This is a genomic window from Desulfobacteraceae bacterium, assembly GCA_022340425.1.
Classification (GTDB): Bacteria; Desulfobacterota; Desulfobacteria; order Desulfobacterales; family JAABRJ01; genus JAABRJ01.
Window position 1 is genome coordinate 59,427 of the sequence record JAJDNY010000161.1, and the last position, 22,222, is coordinate 81,648.

The 22,222-nt window shown below is 63.8% G+C and carries 19 protein-coding genes; 4 read left to right on the forward strand and 15 right to left on the reverse strand.

Annotated features, from left to right (window positions below; translation table 11 throughout):
- Window positions 1–105: 105 nt before the first annotated feature.
- The gene (locus LJE63_14070; GenBank protein MCG6907732.1) at window positions 106–1,677 is read right to left on the reverse strand and encodes an FAD-dependent monooxygenase; all 1,572 of its coding nucleotides are present in this window, start codon (window positions 1,675–1,677) and stop codon (window positions 106–108) included.
- 33 nt (window positions 1,678–1,710) lie between these two features.
- Here LJE63_14070 and LJE63_14075 point away from each other — a divergent pair, with 33 nt between their 5' ends.
- Window positions 1,711–2,046: a hypothetical protein gene (locus tag LJE63_14075; protein ID MCG6907733.1), complete on the forward strand. Its 336-nt coding sequence runs from the start codon at window positions 1,711–1,713 to the stop codon at window positions 2,044–2,046.
- Between the two features lie 7 nt (window positions 2,047–2,053).
- Here LJE63_14075 and LJE63_14080 read toward each other — a convergent pair whose 3' ends face one another.
- Window positions 2,054–3,499: a DNA integrity scanning protein DisA nucleotide-binding domain protein gene (locus tag LJE63_14080; protein ID MCG6907734.1), complete on the reverse strand. Its 1,446-nt coding sequence runs from the start codon at window positions 3,497–3,499 to the stop codon at window positions 2,054–2,056.
- Between the two features lie 385 nt (window positions 3,500–3,884).
- On the opposite strand from LJE63_14080, the gene LJE63_14085 reads away from it, so the two are divergent.
- Window positions 3,885–4,748, forward strand: a complete 864-nt coding sequence (locus tag LJE63_14085; protein ID MCG6907735.1) for a YitT family protein — start codon at window positions 3,885–3,887, stop codon at window positions 4,746–4,748.
- An 11-nt stretch (window positions 4,749–4,759) separates the two neighbouring features.
- Here LJE63_14085 and coaE read toward each other — a convergent pair whose 3' ends face one another.
- The 5 genes from coaE to LJE63_14110 form a co-directional block, all read right to left on the reverse strand.
- Window positions 4,760–6,196 (reverse strand): dephospho-CoA kinase, encoded by a 1,437-nt coding sequence (gene coaE, locus LJE63_14090; protein ID MCG6907736.1) that lies wholly within the window; start codon window positions 6,194–6,196, stop codon window positions 4,760–4,762.
- A gap of 52 nt (window positions 6,197–6,248) precedes the next feature.
- Complete coding sequence (locus LJE63_14095) at window positions 6,249–7,427, reverse strand: PHP domain-containing protein (protein ID MCG6907737.1); 1,179 nt, start codon at window positions 7,425–7,427, stop codon at window positions 6,249–6,251.
- Window positions 7,428–7,456: 29 nt separating this feature from the next.
- Entirely contained in the window at window positions 7,457–7,957 is a 501-nt protein-coding gene (locus LJE63_14100; GenBank protein ID MCG6907738.1) for a hypothetical protein, read from the reverse strand.
- Window positions 7,958–8,046: 89 nt separating this feature from the next.
- The gene (locus LJE63_14105) at window positions 8,047–8,793 is read right to left on the reverse strand and encodes a DUF6125 family protein (GenBank protein ID MCG6907739.1); all 747 of its coding nucleotides are present in this window, start codon (window positions 8,791–8,793) and stop codon (window positions 8,047–8,049) included.
- Window positions 8,794–8,929: 136 nt separating this feature from the next.
- Window positions 8,930–9,706, reverse strand: coding sequence for an enoyl-CoA hydratase/isomerase family protein (locus LJE63_14110; GenBank protein ID MCG6907740.1), 777 nt, complete (start codon window positions 9,704–9,706; stop codon window positions 8,930–8,932).
- A gap of 314 nt (window positions 9,707–10,020) precedes the next feature.
- Between LJE63_14110 and LJE63_14115 the strand changes: the two genes are divergently transcribed.
- Window positions 10,021–10,257: a hypothetical protein gene (locus tag LJE63_14115; GenBank protein ID MCG6907741.1), complete on the forward strand. Its 237-nt coding sequence runs from the start codon at window positions 10,021–10,023 to the stop codon at window positions 10,255–10,257.
- The gene (locus LJE63_14120) at window positions 10,254–11,180 is read left to right on the forward strand and encodes a hypothetical protein (protein ID MCG6907742.1); all 927 of its coding nucleotides are present in this window, start codon (window positions 10,254–10,256) and stop codon (window positions 11,178–11,180) included. The genes LJE63_14115 and LJE63_14120 overlap by 4 nt, the downstream gene beginning before the upstream one ends.
- Window positions 11,181–11,255: 75 nt before the next feature.
- Here the strand turns inward: LJE63_14120 and LJE63_14125 are convergent, their stop codons facing one another.
- From LJE63_14125 to LJE63_14160, 8 genes are all read right to left on the reverse strand, one after another.
- Complete coding sequence (locus LJE63_14125; protein ID MCG6907743.1) at window positions 11,256–13,211, reverse strand: acetoacetate--CoA ligase; 1,956 nt, start codon at window positions 13,209–13,211, stop codon at window positions 11,256–11,258.
- A 2-nt stretch (window positions 13,212–13,213) separates the two neighbouring features.
- A complete protein-coding gene (locus LJE63_14130; GenBank protein MCG6907744.1) occupies window positions 13,214–14,395 on the reverse strand; it encodes an HD-GYP domain-containing protein in 1,182 nt (393 codons plus the stop codon).
- A gap of 74 nt (window positions 14,396–14,469) precedes the next feature.
- Window positions 14,470–15,102 (reverse strand): XRE family transcriptional regulator, encoded by a 633-nt coding sequence (locus tag LJE63_14135; GenBank protein MCG6907745.1) that lies wholly within the window; start codon window positions 15,100–15,102, stop codon window positions 14,470–14,472.
- Window positions 15,103–15,222: 120 nt separating this feature from the next.
- On the reverse strand, window positions 15,223–16,392 hold the full coding sequence (locus LJE63_14140; protein ID MCG6907746.1) for a pyruvate carboxyltransferase: 1,170 nt from the start codon (window positions 16,390–16,392) through the stop codon (window positions 15,223–15,225).
- A gap of 140 nt (window positions 16,393–16,532) precedes the next feature.
- Complete coding sequence (locus LJE63_14145) at window positions 16,533–18,125, reverse strand: propionyl-CoA carboxylase (protein MCG6907747.1); 1,593 nt, start codon at window positions 18,123–18,125, stop codon at window positions 16,533–16,535.
- Window positions 18,126–18,248: 123 nt separating this feature from the next.
- A complete protein-coding gene (locus tag LJE63_14150) occupies window positions 18,249–19,031 on the reverse strand; it encodes an enoyl-CoA hydratase (protein MCG6907748.1) in 783 nt (260 codons plus the stop codon).
- Window positions 19,032–19,122: 91 nt separating this feature from the next.
- Window positions 19,123–20,799, reverse strand: coding sequence for an AMP-binding protein (locus LJE63_14155; protein MCG6907749.1), 1,677 nt, complete (start codon window positions 20,797–20,799; stop codon window positions 19,123–19,125).
- 122 nt (window positions 20,800–20,921) lie between these two features.
- Window positions 20,922–22,070, reverse strand: coding sequence for an acyl-CoA dehydrogenase family protein (locus tag LJE63_14160; protein MCG6907750.1), 1,149 nt, complete (start codon window positions 22,068–22,070; stop codon window positions 20,922–20,924).
- Between the last annotated feature and the right edge of the window lie 152 nt (window positions 22,071–22,222).

A 22,222-nucleotide genomic window follows, 5' to 3' on the forward strand; every position in this document is an offset into this window, starting at 1 on the left:
CCCGCGACGGCCTTTGCGATTCATGTATACAACCCCACACCGCACCTGCCCCGGCCGTTCCTCTCCGCTACTGGGCCTCTGCCGGAGGCGCACGCCCGCGCGCTATCAGGGGGGCGCGCCGGTCGCCGCTGCGGCCGCTTTTTCAGCGCAGCGTTCGCCGTCAATTGCCGATGAAACGATGCCGCCGGCATAGCCTGCCCCCTCGCCGCAGGGGTAGAACCCCCGTACCTGGGGATGCTCCAAGGATTCCGGGTGGCGAGGGATTCTGACCGGGGAGGAGGTGCGGGATTCCACCGCCAGCAAAACCGCCTCGCGGGACAAAAACCCCTTGAGCTGACGTCCGAAAATCCTGAAACCCTGCTGCAGACGGGTGGTGATCGGGGCCGGCAGCCAGGCGTGCAGCGGGGAGGACACCGCCCCCGGCAGGTAGGAGGTGGCCGGCAGGTCGCTGGAGTACCGGCCGGCCACGAAATCCGTCAGGCGTTGGGCGGGGGCGGTCTGGCCTTGCCGGCCGCCCTGCCGGAAGGCCTCCCGTTCCAGCGTCGCCTGGTAGTACAGGCCCGCCAGCTCAGGGGCGGTGTCCAGGCTGGGGATGTCGGCCAACCGGATTTCCACCACCATGCCGGCGTTTGCGTAGGGCGAGTTGCGTTTGGCGAACGACATGCCGTTGACCACAACCTCCCCGGGGCCGGTGGCGGCCGGAACGATGAAACCGCCCGGGCACATGCAGAAGGAGTAGATGCCGCGGCCCTCCACCTGGGTCACCAGGCGGTAGGTGGCCGGGGGCAGATAGGCTCCGCGCGGCTGTCCATGGTACTGGATGCGGTCGATCAGCGTCTGGGGGTGCTCCAGCCGGACGCCCATGGCAAAGGCCTTGGCTGTGATGGCAATCCCGGCGCGTTGGAGTTTGTGGTAGATGTCGCGGGCCGAATGCCCGGTGGCCAGGATGGTCGCGGCCGCCTTGAAAGTTCCGCCGCCCCGGCTCCTGACCCCCTGGATTTTTCCGGAGCGGATGATGAATTCCGTCAGCGGGGTCTCGAAATGGATTTCACCTCCGGCCGCCAGGATGGTCTCGCGGATGTTTTGGATGACCCTGGGAAGTTTGTTGGAGCCGATATGCGGCTGGGCTTCGAAGAGAATCTCCGCCGCGGCGCCGTGGTGGTGCAAAATGGTCAGGATCCGGCCCACATCCCCGCGCTTGTGGGAGCGGGTGTAGAGCTTGCCGTCCGAGAAGGCCCCGGCCCCGCCTTCCCCGAAGCCGTAGTTGGAGTCGGGGTCCAGGGTGTTTTGCCGCAGCAGGCGGGCGATGTCCTTGCGTCGGGTCTGCACCTCGCGGCCGCGCTCGATGATGACCGGCCGGCATCCCAGCTCCACCAGTCGCAGGGCCGCAAAGAGCCCGGCCGGGCCGGCGCCGACCACCAGCACCGGCGGTTTGCCGTGGACGTCGGGATAGCTCAGCTGCGTGGGTGCCGAAGAGAACCCGGCGGGGTCGGTGGAGATCTCCAGCTCGAGGTTTACCCGGATGCGCCGGGAACGGGCATCGATGGATCTGCGGGTTATCCGGACGGCGGTGATCTCCCCGGTCGCAAAACCCAGCTTGCGGGCGGCGATGGGAAGGTAGCGGTGCGGAGTGGCCGCTTCCCGGGGGGAGACCGTCAGCGCTACACGCTGGTGCATGGGGGAGTCTCACACAAAAGTGGAGGTCCAGTGGTGAACCAAGAGAACCGTGATGTCCCGGCCCCCGGCGCAATCCGCCTGGACCTTGCCCGGCACTGCATCCAAACCGCAATCAAACGCCGCTACGAGCGCAGCCTGGCGGTCAGTCTGCGGTCCGCCGAGAGTGCCGAGGCGCTCGCCGGGACGGTGGAGGCCCTGCGCCTTGCCCTGGAAACACTGGATTTTCCGAAGCTGCGGGCCGCCCACCCGGCCCTTGCCGGCGGCCGCGGCAACCGGGTGGAACTCGGGCGGGACGCCCACAACCGGCTGACACTCCTGATAGACGGGAGCCCCTTTCCCGTTATGCTGCGCGCCCAAGGGGGGCGCTGACGGCCTGCTATACCGCCAGCCCCCGGGCCACCCAGTCCGCCAGAGTGGGCAGTTCCAGACCGCAGCCGGAGACCGGCTTCCACTCGCACTGGGCGTTGAGTTCGACCCCTTCGCAGATCAGGGAAACCGGGTGGTCGGCGGACACCACCACCACCATCAGGCGCGGGTGCTCGGCCGAGAACCGCAGGGCGGAGTTGTAGCGCGCGCCCCGGGCGCGGTTTTCCTCGGTCAGCGCCCTGCCGTCCAAAAGACAGGCGAAGCGGTGCAGCCGCAGGTCGGCGCCGATCTGCAGGGCACCGTCCATTCTGGCCAGGGACCGGGTCAGGTCCAGCAGGCTCTCCTGCCGAAGGTCCAACGGCGCTTCCAGGTCCTGGCCTGAAATTTCAACCGGGGCGGGGTTGAGATCCAGCACCAGGGTGCAGCCGAATTTCTGTTCCTGGGCGTGGTGCACGATGTTGGCGGCGATCTTGTAAAGCCGGTTGCCGTCGTCCGGCTCCAGCGGGGACTCCAGCAACATCTCCTCCAGATGCACGAGGTTGGCCTTGTAGGTGGTCGAGCGGAAGTTGCCGTCGATGAAGCTGCAGACCGGCTCGCCGCCGAAGCGCAGGAACCCCTGACCGCCGCGGTACTCGGCCGTGATGCGACATTGGGGCAGGGAGCCGGCGGCGATGCCGAAGATGCTGACCCCGTCGGAGACCAGTTTGCGGGGGCTGCCCTCCACGGCCAGCAGGGTCTTGCGGACGTGCTTGAAATTCTGCAGCGACGGGCGCTCCAGCTTCGGGAAGCGGGCGATGAAAGCCAGCTGGTGGATGGCCACCGGCTCCACGAAGACGATCTGCCCCCGGGGCCAGGCGCCCTCTTCGCGGGTTTTGGAAATCCCCAGGATCGCGTCCAGAACGGGGTAGACCCGCAGTTGGGTGTCCCAGCCCAGCAAGATGTTGAGCTGGTCCACGATGTGGTCGCGCACCGCGTGGGCGGCGTACTCCCGCAGGAAATATCCCGATATGCCGGTGTAGTAAAAATTTTCGGGCCTCAGGTCGGTGGATAGCCGCCAAGCGGCGTGCTCTAACCAGCGCTCGGTGGGGCCGATGGCGCACATGTCCAGGTGGTGCTCGGTGAACCACATCTGATAGAAGACCGCCGGCGACCGGCCGCCGTAGGAAATCAGTCCGGCCAGGTCGAGGTTTTTGACCGGGTAGGTCTGGCCGGTCAGGGGCATCTGGTCGAAGCCGGCGGGAAGCCGCCGCCACGCATCGCTGTCCAGGTAGAGTTCTTTGAACTTGAGTTCGTGGCCGTGCAGGAGGTTCTGGGGGTCGAAAATACGCAGAGGGTCCTCGGGAAGCACGGAAAAGATGACCGCTGCGCGGCTGGGGCCGGAAAAGTGCGACAGTCCGTCGCGCAGTCCGTCGAGGGCATCGAAGATCCGCCGGTTTTGAAACCAGTCCAGGGCCATGGCTGCAACCGATTGGAGGGCGGCCGGGGCGGGCCGCCAGTGCAGAACATCTTCCCTTACCACTTAACGGGGGCAATCGCAAACCGGTCGGGGCTCTCTTGCGGCCCGGGCGCCCGGCTGCCGCCGCCCCATGCGATTTTGATTGCAAATCAAAAAAATCTCGAGTAGAAGGCTCCCCTTCTATTTGTATCGGTGCTTCTTTATCTTTCAAGAGCCTCCGGGGTCGGAGGTGCGGGAAGGCGAGGCGCTTTTTTTTGAGCGGCGGGCCGCCGAGGCCCGCCCGGCAGAGGGTAAACCGATGTCACATGCTGTTCCAGGTTGTGCGAATCCCAATGCCCTGCCCGGCTCTGCGGGCCTGTGGGTGCCCGCTTGGGGGAGGCTTAAAATGGGGTTCAACCGCCATCAATTCGTCTACTCGGTTCCCTGGAACCTCTTTTTGCTCTCGGTTGGCTCGCTGCTCTTTGCCGTCGGCTTCAAGGCCATCACCCTGCCCCACGGCTTTATTACCGGCGGGATTTCGGGCGTCGCCTTGCTGCTCTACTACCTGACGGATCGCTTGACGGTGGGGATGTGGTATCTGATCGTCAACGTGCCGATTTTTCTGGTGGGCTGGAAGTTTGTCAGCCGGCGCTTCTTCTTTTACAGCCTGTTCGGGATGGCGGCCTCCACCGCCGGGATGGACCTGATCACCTTCACCATCCCCATCCACGACCATTTCCTGGCGGTCCTCGCCGGCGGGGCCATCATGGGTGCCGGCTGCGGCATCATCCTGCGCTCGATGGGTTCGGCGGGCGGCAACGACATCATCGGCGTCATCCTGAATCAGAAGTTAAATCTGCGCATCGGGAGCTACTACTTTTTTTTCAACGTCGTGCTTTTCAGCTTCAGCTTCGGGCTGCTGCAGGTGGACTTGGTGCTCTACTCGCTGGCGATGAGCTTCGTGCTCTCCCAGGTGCTGGATTACTGCCTCAGTATTTTCAACCAGCGCAAAATGGTGATGATCATCTCCGAGCAGGCCGATCCCATCGCGGCCGTGATCAACCAGAAGTTCAACCGCGGCGCGACTTTTTTGCACGGGCAGGGCACCTACACCGGCAAGGCCAAGAAAATCATCATGACGGTGGTCAACAACTACGAGGTCAAGCGGCTGGAAGAGGCGGTCTTCACCCTGGATGCCGAGGCCTTCATGATCACCGAAAACACCTTCAATGTGTTGGGCAAAGGCTTTTCCAGCCGCAAGGTCTACTAACCGCCGCAGTCCTAAGCGGGGGCGGCGGCGGCCGCCTTGCGCTCGGCCTGGCAGCGGCGCAGGTCCGCCCAGACCGTCGCTACCTGGCGACGGGTTTCCTCCAGGTCTCCTTCATTGTTGACCACGTAGTTGGCAAAGCTCAGTTTGTCCTGGATGGACAGCTGGGCCTTGAGGATCGTGGCGGCCTCCTCGGTGCTGATGCCGTCGCGCTTGGCCAGGCGCGCGATCTGCTCCTCGGGGGGGATGTAGACCACCAGGATGCGGTCGAAGAGGTACTGCAGGTTGAGTTCAATCAGCAGCGGGATGACCACCTGGATGATGGCCTCGGGGTCCTCGGCGGTGATGGCGTTCACCTGCCGGAAGAACTCCTCGTAGATCGGCGGGTGGGTGAAGCTCTCCAGTTTTTTGCGTTTTTCCATGTCGCCGAAAACGATCTTGGAAAGCTTTTTGCGGTCCAGGCCGCCGTCGGGCTGCAGCACCTGGCGGCCGAAATAGGCCACGATGTGGTCGTAGCCCGGTGTGCCGGGTTCCACCACCTGGCGGGCGATCAGATCGAAGTCGATGATCGGCGCCCCCATTTCCCGCAGCATGTCCGAGACCGTGGTCTTGCCGCCGGCAATGCCCCCGGTGACCCCCAGCAGCAGCCGGTTGTCGTCGCCGCGGACCTTGGCCATCATCTCGTCCAGCCCCTTGTAGGAGACCGGAAATTCCGGCGCGACATCGCCCTCTGCGCCGGCGAAACTGATGGGGTAGCGCACCCCGCGGCGGTAGAGCGCCTCCAGCCCTTGGAGCGCCTTGGGCATCATTTCGGCCGGAATAGCCATCACCAGCTCGTCGTCCTGGGCGTGGCCGTAGCGGCGCTCGCCGTAGCAGGGGATCGTCAGCGAGGGTTTGCCGCTCTGGTAGCAGCGCACGATGGCGTCGGAGCAGGAGGACTCGCCCACGCAGTGAAACTGCATGACCTCGTAGCGGGTGAACTGCAGGGCGTTGATCAGGAGGATCATCTGGGCGGGGTTGGCATAGACCAGCACGATGTCCGGTTCGAAGGGGTTGTAGACCAGGGGCGCCAGGACCACCGCCTCGTGGCGGCCCAGGGGCAGGCGCGGGATCGCCGCTTCGAACTTCCGCCCGTCGGCCTTGGTGGCGGTCCAGACGATGCTGCGGAAGGTGCCGTCGCGGTGGGCTTCTGGCAGGTCCGTCAGGCCGATGATGGACGGGCAGGAGGGAAAGAGAAAATCCTCACCGTCGGCGCCGACGGTCCAGTCGAAGTTGCGGGCGAGGTTGACCAGTTGGCAAAGGGTGACCTTGTGGTTGGGCCGCCGCATGAAGGCGATCTGATCCAGGTCCGTTTTCTGGGGGAGCAGCTTGAAGGCCACGGGGAAGCTTTTGAGCCGCAGCAGCTGTTCGAAGCGCCGAACGATTTTTTCCCAGTCGTGGGGGGTGTCCATTTTACGTCTCTCCCTGTTTTGAAATTTCTGCCAGCGCGCGTTGGGTAGCGGTTCAGACGGCGGCGGCTTTTAGAATTTGGCGGAAGGCCAGCGGGGCGAAACGGCCGGTTTTAAGCGCCGCCAGCAGGTCGGCTTCGGAGCCGATCGCGGCCTCGAAGCGGGTGGCATAGGTGCCCACCTCCTCCCAGCGGTGAGCGTCGCTGCCCCCGCTGGCCGGCAGGTTGAGGCCCCGCGCGACTTCCGCCGCCAGGTTGTTTTCCGCCGCCGTCACCTTGCCGTTGAGCGTCTCCAGCCCGTTCACCAGCTGAAAGCAGGGCCGGGCCATGGCCTTTTCGACGGTCAGGCCGATCTCGCCGGCGCCGAAGGTCAAAAAGCCCCTGAAGGGGTGGGCGGCGATGATCAGCCCGCCGGCGCGGTCCACTTCCCGGCGCAGCTCCGCCAGCGGGATCACGCCCTTGATGTCGCGCGTAAACCCGAAGACCAGCATGTCGCCCTGGTCGGTGATGATCTCGTTGGCGGCCAGGACCAGAAAACCATGCTTCTGGCGCAGCGCCTCCACATGCTCGGGAGGCCAGACAAAATTGTGGTCCGTCAGGCAGATGCCGTCCAGGCCGATTCTCTGAGCTTCGGCGATCATGGCCGCCACCGGGTCGGAGGCGCACGGCGATGCGGGGGAGGTGTGGACGTGAAGGTCGATCACGAAGCCGCCTGCGGCATCGGCCGGGGCCGGCGCCGCGGGGCGCTCGGGGTGTGGCGGCTGCCGGCGGGGGGCCGCGGGGGCGGCCGAAACGGCGGCCGCCTTGGGGGCCGGCCGCTCGGTCGGGGTGTGGGCGGCTGCAAAGTCCTTGAAGGCTAGCCCGGGGCGCTCGGCCGCGGCGTCCTTCCAGGCGGCGATGCGGGCGGCTTCGCCGGCGGCCCGGCAGCACTCGATCAAGAGGTTGGCGAAATGGCGGCAGCTTTTGCGGCCGATGATCTTGTGGATTTTCTGGTCGATCCCGTCTTCGATCCGGAAGCCTACGGCGGCCTGCAGAAATTCCAGGCTGCGGGGGCACTCGGGTGTGGTGTGGCGGTTCCAGCGGCCTTCGATGGAGAGGAAGGTGAGGTCGGCCAGGCGCACCTTAAGATCGATTTCAAGACCGTAGATGTCGTCGTCCAGCACGCCGTGGATCGCCAGGGTTTCGGGGTCCTTGCGGGCCACGCTGATCAGTTTGTTGCGCATGAATTTCAGCATTGTTTCCCCCTTTGGGTGGCCGGCGGGCGTTAGGCGGGTTTTTCGAAGCCCGCCACCAGGGGCGAGCCCTCGGCAAAGGCCGCGCAGCGGTTGTAGAGGCGGATATTGTCCTTGACCATCTTGGCGTAGAAATCGAACTTGCCCGGGGCGTCATCCGGGGCGTGCAGCAGCACTTTTTTGGTGAGTGTCAGGATCACGCCGTGGCAGGCCTCCTCCACCATGTAGACCAGCTGGCTGTAATCCGCGTGCTCCCCGATCAGACCCGAGATGATCTTGAGCATGCCGGCGCCCACGCGCACCCCTTTGAGCTTTTCCAGGCGCTCGGGCAGATCGGCGATCTCGCCCAGGACGCTGCTGCGGAAATGGCCTTCGGCGGCCTGGATGTTCAGATCGGGCAGTTTCACCGTCAGGGTCACCGCGGCCGTGGTGAGCGTGTCCTGGAGGCGGCAGGTGGAGAGCAGCGTCGTGTCGTTGGGCTGTTCCACGCTGGTGCAGCGGTTCATCGCAAAGTAAAGGATATTGTCGGCCATCTGGGAAGCCTCCCGTGTGTGGATGGGTTCTTTGGGGGCGGGTTCTCGGCGTCGGGCCGCCCCGCGGTGGGGCGGCCTGAAGGCGGCGATCAGGTCCCCAGGGTGAACTTCCAGGCGCAGAACCAGCCTTCGGGGTGCGGGTCCGGCGGGCAGCCGATGCACTCGGTCTGGATGCGCCGGTCGATGGCGCTGGCGAAGTAGGGGTACTCCACCAGCCCCACGGACTTGCAGGGGTAGTCCGGAAGGCCCCGGCGCTGCCGGGCGGCCTGGACGCGGCACTTGTTCATGCGGAAGATGATGCAGTTCTCGTCCACCTGTTCCACCGACTGCTCGTTGATCAGGGCGTACATGCGAAAGGCCAGGGCCTTTTGCAGCGCGGGGATGCCGCCGTTTTCAGGCAGCTTGAGGATTTTTTTGATGCGCTCGGCCTCGAAGGGCGAGTAGCGGGTCCAGCAGGAGTCGTTGCAGCGCTTGGCGTCGTTCATGCCAAAGCGGCGCTCCACGGCCTGGAACCAGATCCCGTCGTTGGCCAGCCAGTTGACCCCGAGTTTTTCCAGCAGGTCGATCAGGGTTTCCTTGGAAAAGCTGTTCAAGACGGCCGGGATGCCGTTTTCCACTGGAAAATCAAGCGTCTTGCCCAGACGCTGGACCTGGTTGGCGAGGCTTGCGCGCCAGACGTCCTCTTCCACCGCCAGGGCTTTTTCCATTCCCAGTTGATGCTCCACCTGGGCAAACCAATGGCCGTAGTGCACCACGGTCCGGCGTAAAGCGTCCACCACCAGCTGGACCAGGGTTTCCTGATCGGTCTCCGCAATGATCTGTCGCATTTCATTCATGCCGTGTGAATCTCCTCCGCGTTGGCGTTGAGGTTGGGGCCGTGGCCAGCTTGGACTGGCGGCCGGGGAAGGCCTCTGCCGGCAGCGGCCGCGGGATGCTGCGATCGACGATCCGGGCGGCGCCGTGAACGGGCGGTTACCTGAGCTTCCACTCCGGTTTGCGTTTGTTCAGAAAGGCGTCGACCCCCTCCTGACCGTCCTCGGTGATGCACAGCGAGGCGAACATTTCGTTGGAATACTCCAGCGCCTTGGCGTACTCCATGTCCGACATGCCGTAAAAGGCCTGCTTGCCCATCTGAACGGCCAAGGGGCTCTTTTTGGCCAGCTTGCGGGCCAACTCGAGGGTGGCTGCGGCCAACTCCTCCTTGGGAACCACCTTGTTGACCAGCCCCCACTGCTCGGCAGTCCGGGCGTCGATCATGTCGCCGGTGAGGAGCATCTCCAGGGCGCGTTTGCGCCCCAGGGAGCGCGAAACCGGCACGGCCGGCCCCATGCAGAAAAGCCCCACGCTGACGGCCGTCAACCCGATGCGGGTGCCTTCGGCCACCACCGCCAGGTCTGCGGCGGCGATCAGACCGCCGCCGTTGGCGACGGCAAAGCCATGGACCGATGCGATCACCGGCTTTTTCATTCCGGCGATGGTTAGGGCCATCTCCTCCATCAGGGCGACCCACTGCTTGTACTCATAGTGGTTCTTGCCGAAAAACTCCTTCAGGTCGATGCCGGCGCAAAAGGCCTTGCCGGCGCCGCGGATGACCACCACCCGGACCTCCGGGTCGGCGTCCAGATCGCGCAGGCCGCGGTTCAACTCGGTGGCCATCTCGCTGTTGAAGGTGTTCATCTGCTCGGGTCGGTTGAGGGTCAGGGTGGCGATATGCTCCTGCTGCTCAATGGCGATGGTGTTAAACGACATGGTGACCTCCCGTGAAAGGCGTTTTGCAAGCATCGAAGATAATGACCCCGCGCGGCGCACAGGGCGGGCCGTTCCGTTCTGAACGAGCGCTCAATCGAGAATAGCCCCTCATCCGGCGGGTGTCAAGGAATTTCCTAATCCGGTTAATGCTTCGAAATCATGCGATTTTCCCTCTGGCACCGCCCCCCTTGGGAGGCCGCGGCCCGAAAGCCTTTGAAATATGCCAGGTCCTATGCTACTTATGCCCCGCTGATCGGGGAGGCCCTGCCGGGTTTTCCCATGAATTCTCAACCCCCCATCAGGGAGGCCCTTCGATGAACCAGGCGGACGACCTCGAGGCCCGGCGCCAGCGCTGGCTGCGCAGCCGGCGCAAGTGGTACAATATTTATCTCTTTGCCGGGGTGGGCATCAACTTTATCCTTTATTTCACCAAGCCGTTCGGCTTTGACCCCAGCCACAGCATCCTGTGGGGGTCCTTTTTCGGCCTCTGCATTCCGCTGGCGACCATGCTGGTCTGCGGCTATATCCACCAGAAACTGTTGGGCCTATGAGCCGCTTGCTTACCAAATCGTTGCAGCCGGTTGGCGTGCTGCTGCTGGTCGCGGTCCTCTCGGGGCTTACGGCTGCCAGCGCGCACGCCGACGCCCGCTTCATCAGCGATCACCGCATGACCGAGCTGATGCTGGGTGACAAGGAAACCGAGTTGACCGTGGCTTACGCGCCGGCGGGTAAATTCCTGGAAAAAAAGACCCGCTTCACCGGCAGCTGGATGAAACGCTTTTTCGGCGAGGTCAAGGAGGAAAAGGTTGCCACCTATTTTTTCCTGGATCGCGATGAAATTCGGGAGATCGACTGGCAAAACGGCCGGATTTATGTTTTTCCCTTCGAAAAAATGGCTGTCATCCGTTGGATTCAAAACAAGAAGGCTGAATACGAAGGGGTTCGCGAGTTCCTCGAGGAGCGCTACCGGGCCGTGCCGGCGAGTCTTGACATCAACGTGGCCGAGGCGCTGGAAACAGTCGACGGCTACCCCTGCCGGCGCGTTACCGCCGAGTTGGTCTACGGCACCGACGACCTCAAGAAGAGATCGCGCAGCATGACGGTGATGCGTCAGGAGTTGTGGCTCTCCGAGGCGGTCCCGGGATACGCCGACGTCGTGGCCTTTCATGAGGCCCTGGCCCGGCGGCTGGGCATCGAGGCCGAACGGCTGGGGAATTTTTCGGATCTGCTCAAGTTCTGGGACGGACCCCTGGAGCCGGTAATCGACAAGCTGCGCCAGGCCACCGGCTACCCGGTCAAGAGCACCCTGAGCGTGGACGCCTACTACACCTCCGGGCTGGATACGGACGCCCCCAAAACCATCACCAAACGCCTGAAGACCGAAGCGGTCACCCTGCGCGAGGTACGCCTGGACCCGGTGGACATGGCCCGCTTCGCCGACCCGCCCCAGTTTCAGATCATCACGGCCGAGTAGCCGCGGCGGGCCGGGCCGGCGCGGGGGGCATCCCCCTTTCTGCTCCGGCCCGACCCAACCGCATCCCGGCTGCACTCAATCCTCCTGGAGTTCCTTGATATCGGCGTAAAAGTCCAGCACCTCGGGGTTGCTCAGGGCGTCCTTGTTCTTGACCTCCTGGCCCTGGATCACCTTGCGCACTGCCAGTTCGACCTTCTTCATGTTCAGCGTGTAGGGAACCGCCGGCACGTTGATGATCTTGGACGGCACATGCCGCGGTGAGGCGTTTTCGCGGATGGTTTTGCAGATCCGCTTTTTGAGGTCTTCGGTGAGCTCGAAGCCGGGCATCAGCTTGACGAAGAGCACCACCCGTACGTCCCCCTTCCAGGGCTGGCCCACCACCACGCTGTCCTCGATCTCCTCCAGCTGCTCCACCTGGCGGTATATTTCGGCCGTGCCGATGCGCACCCCGCCCGGGTTGAGGGTGGCGTCCGAGCGGCCGTAGATGGTCACCCCGCCGCGGCTGCTGATCTTGATGAAGTCCCCGTGGCGCCACACGTTGGGGTACACGTCGAAATAGGCTGCGTGGTATTTGCTGTTGTCGGGGTCGTTCCAGAAGTAGATTGGCATCGAGGGAAAGGGCGCGGTGCAGACCAACTCGCCCTGCTGGTCGATCACCGGCTGCCCGTTTTCGTCGAAGGCCAGGACCTTCATTCCCAGGCCGCGGCATTGCAGCTCGCCGGAATAAACGGGCCCCATGGGGTTGCCCAGGGCAAAACAGCCGTTGAGGTCGGTGCCGCCTGAAATCGACGCCAGCTGAAGGTCCTTCTTGATCTCGGAGTAGACGAAATCAAAGCCCTCTTCGGAAAGCGGCGACCCGGTGGAGAGCACCGCCCTGAGCGGGCTGAGGTCGTAGGTCTTGCCGGGCTTGACGCCGAAGTTCTGCAGAGCGGTCAGATAGCCGGCGCTGGTACCGAAAACCGTGATTTTCTCCTTTTCGGCCATTTCCCAGAGGGCCCCGGGGTGAGGGTGGAAGGGGTTGCCGTCGAAGAGCACCACGGTGGCTCCCACCGAGAGGGCGCTGGTCAGCCAGTTCCACATCATCCAGCCGCAGGTGGTGAAATAGAATATCACATCCTCGCGCGTGAGGTCGGTGTGCAGGATCAATTCCTTCATCTGGTGGATCAGGATCCCGCCCGCGCTTTGGACCATGCATTTGGGAAGTCCGGTGGTGCCCGAGGAGTACATGATGTAAAGCGGGTGATCGAAGGGCAGCTGGGCGAAATCGATCTCGAGGCTGTCCTCGGCGGACTTGAAGTCATCGAATAGCTCCGCCTTGGGCACCGCGCTGATGTCCGGGGCGGGGTCCGTATAGGGCACGACCACCACTTTTTCGATGGAGGGCAGGCTTTCCAGGATGTCGGCGATGCGGCCCAGGGAATCGATTTTTTTGCCTTTGAAGGAATAGCCGTTGGCCGTGAAAATGACCTTGGGCTTGATCTGGCCGAAGCGGTCCAGGACACCTTTGATACCGAAATCCGGCGAGCAGGAGGACCACGCGGCCCCGATGCTGGTGGCCGCCAGCATGGCGATGGTGGTCTGGGGCATGTTGGGCATGAACCCCACCACGCGGTCGCCGGCGCTGACCCCCATCGCGCGCAGCGACTTGGCCACCCGGGCGACCTCGTCATAGAGCTGGGCATAGGTGAGGTGGACGGCCTCCTGGTCTTCGCCCTTGAAGACCAGCGCCACCCGGTCGTCCCGGTAGCGCAGCAGATTTTCGGCGAAATTCAGGCGTGCGCCGCTGAACCACTTGGCGCCGGGCATTTTGGTGACGTCGTCGATCACCTCGGTGTAGGGCCGGGAGGCCCGGATCTCGGCAAAATCCCACATGGCCGCCCAGAAGTCGGTGATATTGTCAACCGACCACTGGTAGAGCTGCGGATAGTCGCTGAAACTCTTGCCGTGCCGCGCGTTGATGAACTGGATGAACCGGTACATGTTGGTTTGCAGGATGCGCTCTTGGGACGGTTGCCACAGCAGTCTGTCCATCTTCAACTCCCTTCGATCATCTTAAAGTGATAGCATTCTCCAAGATATCCCATATACTTCAGCCGGCCCCTGGAGATCAGGGTTTGGTGGTCGGATTTGATCACGATCTCGCCGTCGGCGTCCTTGAGGTCGGCAGGGATTTTATACGGCGCCAGGGCCTCGGGGTGGGCGCGGCCGGCGCTCAAAAAGGCATCCACCACCCGGGGGTCGTAGAGCAGTCCGGCGTTGCTCTTGAGCTGGATCTGAGCCTCGGCCGGGTCCATGCGGCCCATGCGGGGACGCTCCGAGATCATGGCGTCGAAGGCGTCGCAGACCGCCACGATCCGGGCCCCCAGCGGGATTTCGTCGCCGCTGAGGCCCCGGGGGTAGCCGGAGCCGTCGAAGCGCTCGTGGTGGTGGAGAACCGCGGGCAAGATGTCCGCCAGGAAGGGAAACTGCCGCAGTATCTTCTCCCCGATCAGGGGATGGTATTTGACGATGTCGAATTCCTCGGCCGACAGCTGCCCCAGATTGTGAAGCAGCTGGCGACTCAAGCGGATCTTGCCGATATCGTGCAGCAGCCCGGCCTGGTAGAGGCGCTCGGCCTCCTTGAGATTCATGCCCAAGGCCTCGGCCGTCAGGCGGCTGTACTCGGCGACCTTGAGCGAATGGCCGTAGGTGATGGGGTCCTTGTCCCGCAGGCTGAGGGTCAGGCCCTGGACCACCGTCCGGTTTTCGCTGGCGGTTTGGCGGGCACTGGCCAGGGCGCGCTTCAAGGCCTCGGCACAGCGCTCCCCCAGGGCGCTGACCAGTTCGATGCCCTCCTTGCCCAGATCTTGCTCCTCGTCCAGGAAAATCGAGACCACCACCGTCAGCTCGGGGGTGATGGTCAGGGGGATTTCAAAAACCGTCACCCCCGTCCCCAGGAAGTCCTTGATCGCGATGCGCCGCCAGTCTTTGTGCGCCCGGGGTTTGTTTTCAAACAGGATCCCCCTGAAAAAGAACGGATCCTCGATCTGGCCGCTGGCGGCCATCATCTGGATCTCGAAGCTGCGCGTGTCCACCAGGTAGCCGCTGACCCCCCGGGCTCTGATGATGCTGGCGATGCCGTTGACCAGAATTTCCAGGATTTCGGCCGGCTGGCCGTGGGTGCCCAGCGATTGGGTGACCCCTTTGAACAGTTTATTCTTCCTGGAAAAACGCATGAAATCGGTTGGTGGCCGCCGACGGCGGTGTGCCCGACCCCCGGCGGTCGGTCGGATCACACCGCAGCCTGCGGCTACCCCTCGTAAATTACGGCCAGAATGGTCGCGCTGCTGCTCTTGGCGGCGATCAGGTGCGGGGTGGTCGACAGGTAGTAGGCGCTGTCGCCGGGCTCTAGTTCGAAGCGGTCCTCGCCCACCTCGAGAATCACCCCACCCTTGAGCACGTAGACGAACTCTTCACCGTTGTGGACCGACATTTCGCGGTCGGGATTTTCCTCCAGCTGGACGATCAGGGGTTCCATGTGGCGCCCCTGGACCTCGGGTGCGAGGCTCTTGTAGGTGTAGAGCTGCTGCTGGCCTTTGCGGGTGGTGGAGCGTGCGACGGTTTTCTGCTCGCCCCTGCGGGTAACGGCGTAGAGCAGGTTGCCGGTGCCGGAGACCAGCCGTCCGAAAGCGCTGTCCAGCGCCTTGGACAGGCGCATCACCGTTCCCAGTTGGGGCTTGATCTCGTCGGCTTCAATCTGGGACAGAAACGCGACGTCGAAACCGGTCAGGTTGGAAAGCTCCTCCAGGGACAGGCCTTTTTCCTTTCGCAGGGCCTTGATGCGCGGTCCGATCTCCTGGACGCCGCGCGGGGCGGCCTGATCGATGTCGCCGGTCAGGTCCTCAAAGTAGTCCACGTTGATGTGGGGCTTCTGGGTTTCCATTTTTTTCTCCTCAGGGTTTGAAATGCGCCGAAAAAGCGGATCCGGGCGGCTGTTTCCCATGAAAAAAGCTTCCGCGCCGCGTGCCCGGCGGCCCGGATCCGCGAGGGGGGCTTGTACCAGTCAGCGGGGCCGGTGCGCCTCGGGCAGCACCGCCGCGGCGGCCCAGTTGGCCGGCAGCTTCTGGCCCGGGGTCTCACCCAGCTTCTCTTTCCGTTTTTGGAGGCCCGGGCGGGCGAACTCCATGTGGCCTTCCTTCAGGGTCCGGCCGTTGATCATCGCCTCGCTGCGCAGGCGCTTGCCGGCGGTGCGCTCCAACTGGCGCCCCAGCCAGAGGATGCGGTCGACGTCGTAGCCGTGCTCGATGCCCATTTCGTCGATCTGCACCAGGGTGTCCTCCAGGCACACCAAGCCGACGTAGCGGGGGTCTTTGTAATAGTATTCACCGGTCCCCGGCACCGGGCAGTCGTCCAGGAAGTTGGCCGGTTGTCCGCCCAGGCCCCCCAAAGTGGCCTCGAATTGGGTGATGCCGGCCTGCAGCGCGGCCAGCACCGAAGCGGAGGCGACCCGCTTGGTCTCGTGGAAGTGGGCGAGGTGCAGATCGGGGTTGGGGATTTCGTCCAGGATCATGGAGAAGTAGCGGTAGACCTGGGCGGCGGAGGCGCTGCCGTCGTGGTCGGCGTGCTCCACGTCGTGGGCGCCGATCTCCAGCCAGCGCTTGGTGAATTCCACCGCATCGCGCATGTCGGTGGCCCCGCCGATGGGGCTGCCCCAGATGGTGGAGACCGTGCCGCACATTATCATGCCGGCGTCGTTGCACTTCTTGATGCAGCGCTCGCACTCGGCCCAGTAATCCGGCAGGGTGGTGCCCGAGTTGGCGAAGTGGTGCTCCTCCTCGGTGGAGACCATCATCAGCAGCCGGTCGGGGCCGATGCCCTTCTCGCGCAGGGCGATGGCCCGGTCTACTGCGCTTTCGCGGATGGTGATAGTGGTAAAGACCAGCTCGTCGTAGTTGACCCCCCGCTTGGCGCAGCGTTTTTTGAAGCGGTCGCTGCGCAGATGGGTGAGCAGTTCCTCGGCGTCGGCGAACTGGGGCATCAGGTGGGGGTTACCGAGGTTGGTGACCTCGATGTTGCGGCAGCCGGCGAAAATCAGCTCCTCCAGGTAAAAGATCTTGGCGCGAGTGGAGACGAACTTTTCGAGATGCTGGAACCCATCCCGGACCGTAATGTCGCCAATGGTGACCTTGCGTGGCATGCGGGGGAAAATTTTCCAATAATCATACTCGGTCATCGTTGTTTTGCTCCTTTCCTTCATTTATCGTCCGGGGAATACCCCGTGGCGGGGGCGACGTCCGCCCACAGCGGACGAGGTCGCCTCTGATACCGGGCCGCGGCCGCGGCCAAAAACCGGCCGGGACCGCCGCAGCCGGGTTAAAACCTCAGGTTGCCGAAAGCCGGATCGCCGATGGGTTTCAGCAGGCTGACCTCGAAGGCCATGGCCAGCCAGTCGCGGATTTCACTGAACTTCAGGACCCCGTCGTTCAGCAGGCGGGCGCCGCAGTAGAAGGGATGGGCCTCGCCGTCGTACTTGTCGATCATCTGCTGGCGGAAGGCGTCCTTTTCCGCCTCGCTCATGGGCTTTCCCTGGGCCTCGCGCTTGCGCTCCTCGATGGAGAGCAGCACTCCGGCAGCGCTGCGGCCGCTCATCACCGAGGTGCGCGCGCGCATGGTGGAAAACAGGAAGTGGGGCCGATAGGCACGGCCGCACATGCCGTAGTTGGCCGCGCCGTTGTCGGGACCGATCACCAGCTGGATGCGCGGCACCTGGGCGCAGGAAACCGATCGGACCATGTCGGCGCCGTACTTGCCGATGCCCATGTGCTCGGAATCCGAGCCCACCATGTAGCCCGGCGAGTTCTGGACGAAGAGCAGCGGGGTCTTCTCCTGGCTGCAGCGGATGATCCACTCGGTGGCCTTGCGGGCGGCCTCGAAGAAGATGATGCCCACGCCGTTTGAGGCGATCACACCCACCGGCAGCCCCTTGATCCGGATCTTGCCGGCGAGGATGTTGTCGCCGCGGCCCGGGGCGTAGTTGCGCTTGTACTCGTTGAAGACGCTGTCGTCGGCGATCGCCGCCAGGAAGGCCCGGCCGTCGATCCCCTGGTGGATGGCGGCCGGCAGCAGGTCGTAGACGCTGTCGGGGGCCACCTGGGGCGGGGATTCCTCGTAGCGGTGGTGATGGACGGTCTGGGGCCGCTCCAGCGAGAGGATCTCACGAACGGCGGCGATGGCCTCCGCCTGGTTGGCGCAGAAATGGTCCGCCCCGCCCGAAATCTGGGTGTGGACCCGGGCGCCGCCCAGGTCTTCGGCCGAGATCACCTCGCCGGTGGCCATCTTGACCAGAGGCGGGCCACCCAGAAACGAGTAGGCCAGTTTGTCGATCATCACCGACTGGCAGGCCATGAAAACGATGTAGGCCCCGCCGGCGGTGTTGCCGCCGGTGCTGAGCGTGACCTGCTTCAAACCCATGGCCGACATGCGCGCCATGTTGTAGAACATCGAGCCGAAATGCTGATCGTCGGGGAAGACATCCGCCTGCATGGGCAGAAAGGCCCCGCCCGAGTCGGCGATGTAGACGCAGTTGAGGCCGCAGCGCTCGGCGATGGCCTGGGCGCGCATGTGCTTTTTAAGGGTGATCGGGAAATAGGTGCCGGCCTTGACGCGCGGGTCGTTGCCGATGATCATGGTCCAGTTGTTGTAGATTTTGCCGATGCCCGTGACCACGCCGCCGCAGGGAATATCGTCGATGCCGCCGGGATAGCCCACCCCGAAGCCGGCGATGCGGCTGAGTTCGAAAAACTGGGTGCCGGGGTCGATCAGGTCCTGAATCAACTCCCGAACGGGGCGCTTGCCCTGTTTGGCCAGGCGCTGAACCGCCTTCTCGCCCCCCGGCCACACGGCCTGGTAAACCCGTTCGTCCAGTTTGCGCTCTTCATTTTCCCAGAATTCTCGGTTCTCTGTCATTTCCCATCCTCTTTCAGGGTGTTTGCAAAAGGCGGCGTACGCAGCGTGTGCCAGGCCGGAAAGAGCCTGCTGCGGCCGGGTGTCCGTCTGCGGCGGCGGACCCGGCCCGGCCGATGGCGGGCATCACTCCCCGCGGTAGACCGGCTTGCGCTTCTCGCGGAAGGCCGCCAGGCCCTCCAGCCGGTCCTTGGTGGGAATGGTGACCCAGTAGGCGTTGGACTCAATGGCCAGACCGGAGTGAAGGTCGGTCTCGATGCCGTAGTTGATGGCGTATTTGGCCTGCTCGATGGCGACCGGGCCGGTTTCGCAGATCATCGCGGCCATCTCGCGGCAAGCGCTGATCAAGGCCTCCGGCGGGCAGACCTGGTTGACCAGGCCGATGCTCAGTGCCTCCTGAGCGTCCACCCGGCGGCCGGTAAAGATCAGCTCCTTGGCCTTGCCCCGGCCCACCAGGCGCGGCAGGCGCTGGGTGCCGCCGGCGCCGGGAATGATCGCCAGGCGGGTTTCGGTGAGACCCATGGTGGCGCTCTCGGCCGCGATGCGGATGTCGCAGGCCAGGGCCAGCTCGGTGCCGCCGCCCAGGGCGATGCCGTTGACGGCTGCGATAACCGGCTTGCTCAATTGTTCGATGGCGGTGAACAGGTTGCGGATGGTGAAAATGAACTCCTTCACCTGGACGGGAGTCAGGGTCGCCCGTTCCTTGAGATCGGCCCCGGCGCAGAAGGCCCGCTCGCCGGCCCCGGTGATGATGATCACCCGCACGGCCGGGTTGAAGCGCAGCGACTCGATGGCGTCCCGCAGGGCGCGCAGCATCTCGAAGTTAAAGGAATTCATGACGTTTGGCCGGTTCAGGGTCAGCAGGGCGACGCCCTCGGACTCTTCGACCAGCAACAGCGGTTCGCTCATTCTCTCCTCCGGTGCAAAGTTGGGTGCGCGCGGCCCGGCGCCCGGCCAAGACCTGGCGCCGGGCCGCGCATCGGGGCGACAGCAGCCGCCCTTAGGCGGTTTCCACCACCGCGTCCTCGCGCCCCAGTTTCTGGGTGGCCATCTCGCGCAGCTTGTACTTCTGGATCTTGCCGCTGGCGGTGGTGGGGTATTCGTCAACAAACATGAAGAAGGCCGGGATTTTGTGGAAGGCGATGCGCTCCTTGCAGAAGGTGCGCATTTCCTCGTCAGTGGCCGTCTCGTCGGGCTTGAGCTGGATGTAGGCCACCACTTCCTCGCCATACTTGATGCTCGGCACCCCGACGACCTGCACATCCTTGACCTTGGGGTGGGTGTAGAGGAACTCCTCGATTTCGCGCGGGTAGATGTTCTCGCCGCCGCGGATGATCATGTCTTTGATCCGGCCGGTGATCTTGCAGTAGCCGTTTTCATCCATCACCGCCAGGTCGCCGGTGTGCAGCCAGTTGTCCTTGTCGATGGCCTCGCGGGTGGCCTCGGGGTTTTTGTAGTAGCCTTTCATGACGTGGTAGCCGCGGGTGCAGAGCTCACCCTGGACGCCGCGGGGCACTTCTTCGCCGGTGACCGGGTCGACGATCTTGACCTCGACGTTGGGAAGCGCCCTGCCCACCGTGCTGACCCTGAGCTCCAGGGAATCCTCGGGGCGGGTCTGGGTGATGACCGGCGAGGATTCGGTCTGGCCGTAGGCGATGGTCATCTCCGAGGCGCCCATCACGCTGACGACTTTTTTCATCACTTCGATCGGGCAGGGCGAACCGGCCATGATGCCGGTGCGCAATCTGGAGGTATCGTAGGATTTTTTGGTCATTTCTTCAAGTTCGGCGATGAACATCGTGGGCACCCCGTGCAGCGCGGTGCACTTTGAGGCTTGCACGGTTTCCAGCACCGCGTCGGCCTTGAAGGCCACCACCGGCGACATGGCGGCGGCCGAGACGACGCAGCTGAGGGTCCCCAGGACGCATCCGAAGCAGTGGAAGAAGGGCACCGGAATGCAGAGGTTGTCCTTGCTGGAGAGTTTCATGCATGCCGCGATGCTCTTGGCGTTGCCGATGATGTTGGTGTGGGTCAGCATGACCCCCTTGGGAAAACCGGTGGTGCCCGAGGTGTACTGCATGTTGATCACGTCGTGGGGGTCAAGCGCGTCCTGGCGGGCCTTGAGTTCGGCGTCGGAGATGTTCTTGCCCAGGGCCATGACATCCTCCCAGCTGAACGTGCCGGGCAGCTTCTCCTTGCCTAGATAGATGACGTTTTTGAGCTCCGGCAGCTTGGCGCACTTGAGCTTGCCGGGTTCGCTGTCCTTGAGTTCCGGGCAGACATCGTAGATCACCTTGACGTATTCGTCGGGGGTGCGCACGCCGCCGATCAGGATCAGGGTCTGGGAATCGGACTGCTTCATCAGGTATTCCAGCTCGAAGGAGCGGTAGGCCGTGTTGACGGTCACCATGATGGCACCGATTTTGGGGGTGCCGAACTGGGTGTAGAGCCATTCGGGGACGTTGTTGGCCCAGATGGCGACTTTGTCGCCTTTCTGCACCCCGAGGGCCATGAACCCCTTGGCCACCTGGTTGCACACATCGCGGAATTCGCGGTAGGTGTAGTCGATGCCCAGCTTGTGGTACATCAGCGCCTTGCTGTCGCCGAACTGCTCGGCGACCAGATCCACCAGTTGCCCGATGGTCGTTTTTCCCACTTCAAACTTTGGTAGCTGCATCCTATATTCTCCGTATTTTTAAATACTTATATTAATGATCAGACAAGCGGGCCGCAGGCCAGAGCTCTGCCGCTTGGGGGGCCGCTGCCGCCCGTTGCCCCGGCATGGGGCCCACGCGTCGCTCAGCAGCCGATATAGCGGGAGATCACCAGCCGCTGGATCTCCGAGGTGCCCTCGCCGATATCCAGCAGCTTCTGGTCCCGGTAGAAGCGCTCCACGCCGTAGTCCTTCATCAGGCCGTAGCCGCCGTGAATCTGGACGGCGTGGTTGACCACGCGGCCCATCAGCTCCGAGCAGTAGAGCTTGCCCATGGCGGCCTCCTTGGCGAACGGTTTTTTCTTGTCCCGCAGCCAGCAGGCTTTGTAGAGCAGGTTGCGGGCGCACTCGATCTCCATCGCGCAGTCGGCCAATTTGAAGGCGATCGCCTGGAACTTGGCGATCGGCTGGCCGAACTGCTGGCGCTCCCGGGCGTACTTGAGGGCCATCTCGTAGGCCCCCTGGGCGCCGCCCAGCCCCATGGCGCCGATGGAGAGCCGGCCACCGTCCAGGGTCTGCAGCATCTGGTGGAAGCCGTCACCGGGTTTGCCCAGGATGTTGGCCTCCGGCACCCGTACCTCGTCGAAGTAAAGCTCGGCGGTGTTAGAGGCGCGCCACATCATCTTGCCGTGCATGGCGTTGGCCTTGAAGCCGCGCATGCCCTTCTCGACGATAAAGCAGGTGTATTCGGGCTTGCCGTTGGCGCGTGTGCCGGTGATGGCCTGCACGGTGACGCCCAGGGTCATGTCGCAGGCCGCATTGGTGATGAAGATCTTGGAGCCGTTGAGGACCCACTCGTTGCCGTCCTTGACGGCCGTGGTTTTGCTGCCGCCGGCATCGGATCCGGCGGTTGGTTCGGTCAACCCGAAGCCCCACAGGGCCTCGCCGCGGCACAGCGGCGGCAGGTACTTGCGCTTCTGCTCTTCGGTGCCGAAGTAGTTCAGCGGGCCGATGCCCAGCGAATTGCCGGCCGCCACCGTGGCCGCCTGGGAGCCGTCGATGCGGGCCAGTTCCTCGACGGCGATGATGTAGGAGACGTAGTCCATCTCCTGGCCCTCGTATTTTTCGGAAACAAACATGCCGAACAGGCCGATCTCTCCCATCTTGCGGGTTAGCTCGTTTGAGAAGGTCTCGGTCTCGTCCAGTTCGGCCGCCAGCGGGGCGATTTCGCTCTGGGCGAAATTGCGCACCTCCTTGCGGATCATTTCCTGTTCTTTGGTCAGTTCAAAGTCCAATCCTGCCTCCTTTGCCACACCCGCCGCGCCGCCGCCGTGGGCGCAGCGACCCGGCCTGGCGGCGGATTTCATCCGCTGCAGGAAAGGGCCGCGGCAAGCCGGGTTCGAGGGGCGACGGCATTGCGGAGATGGCGGTGATTTTGCGGGCCGGC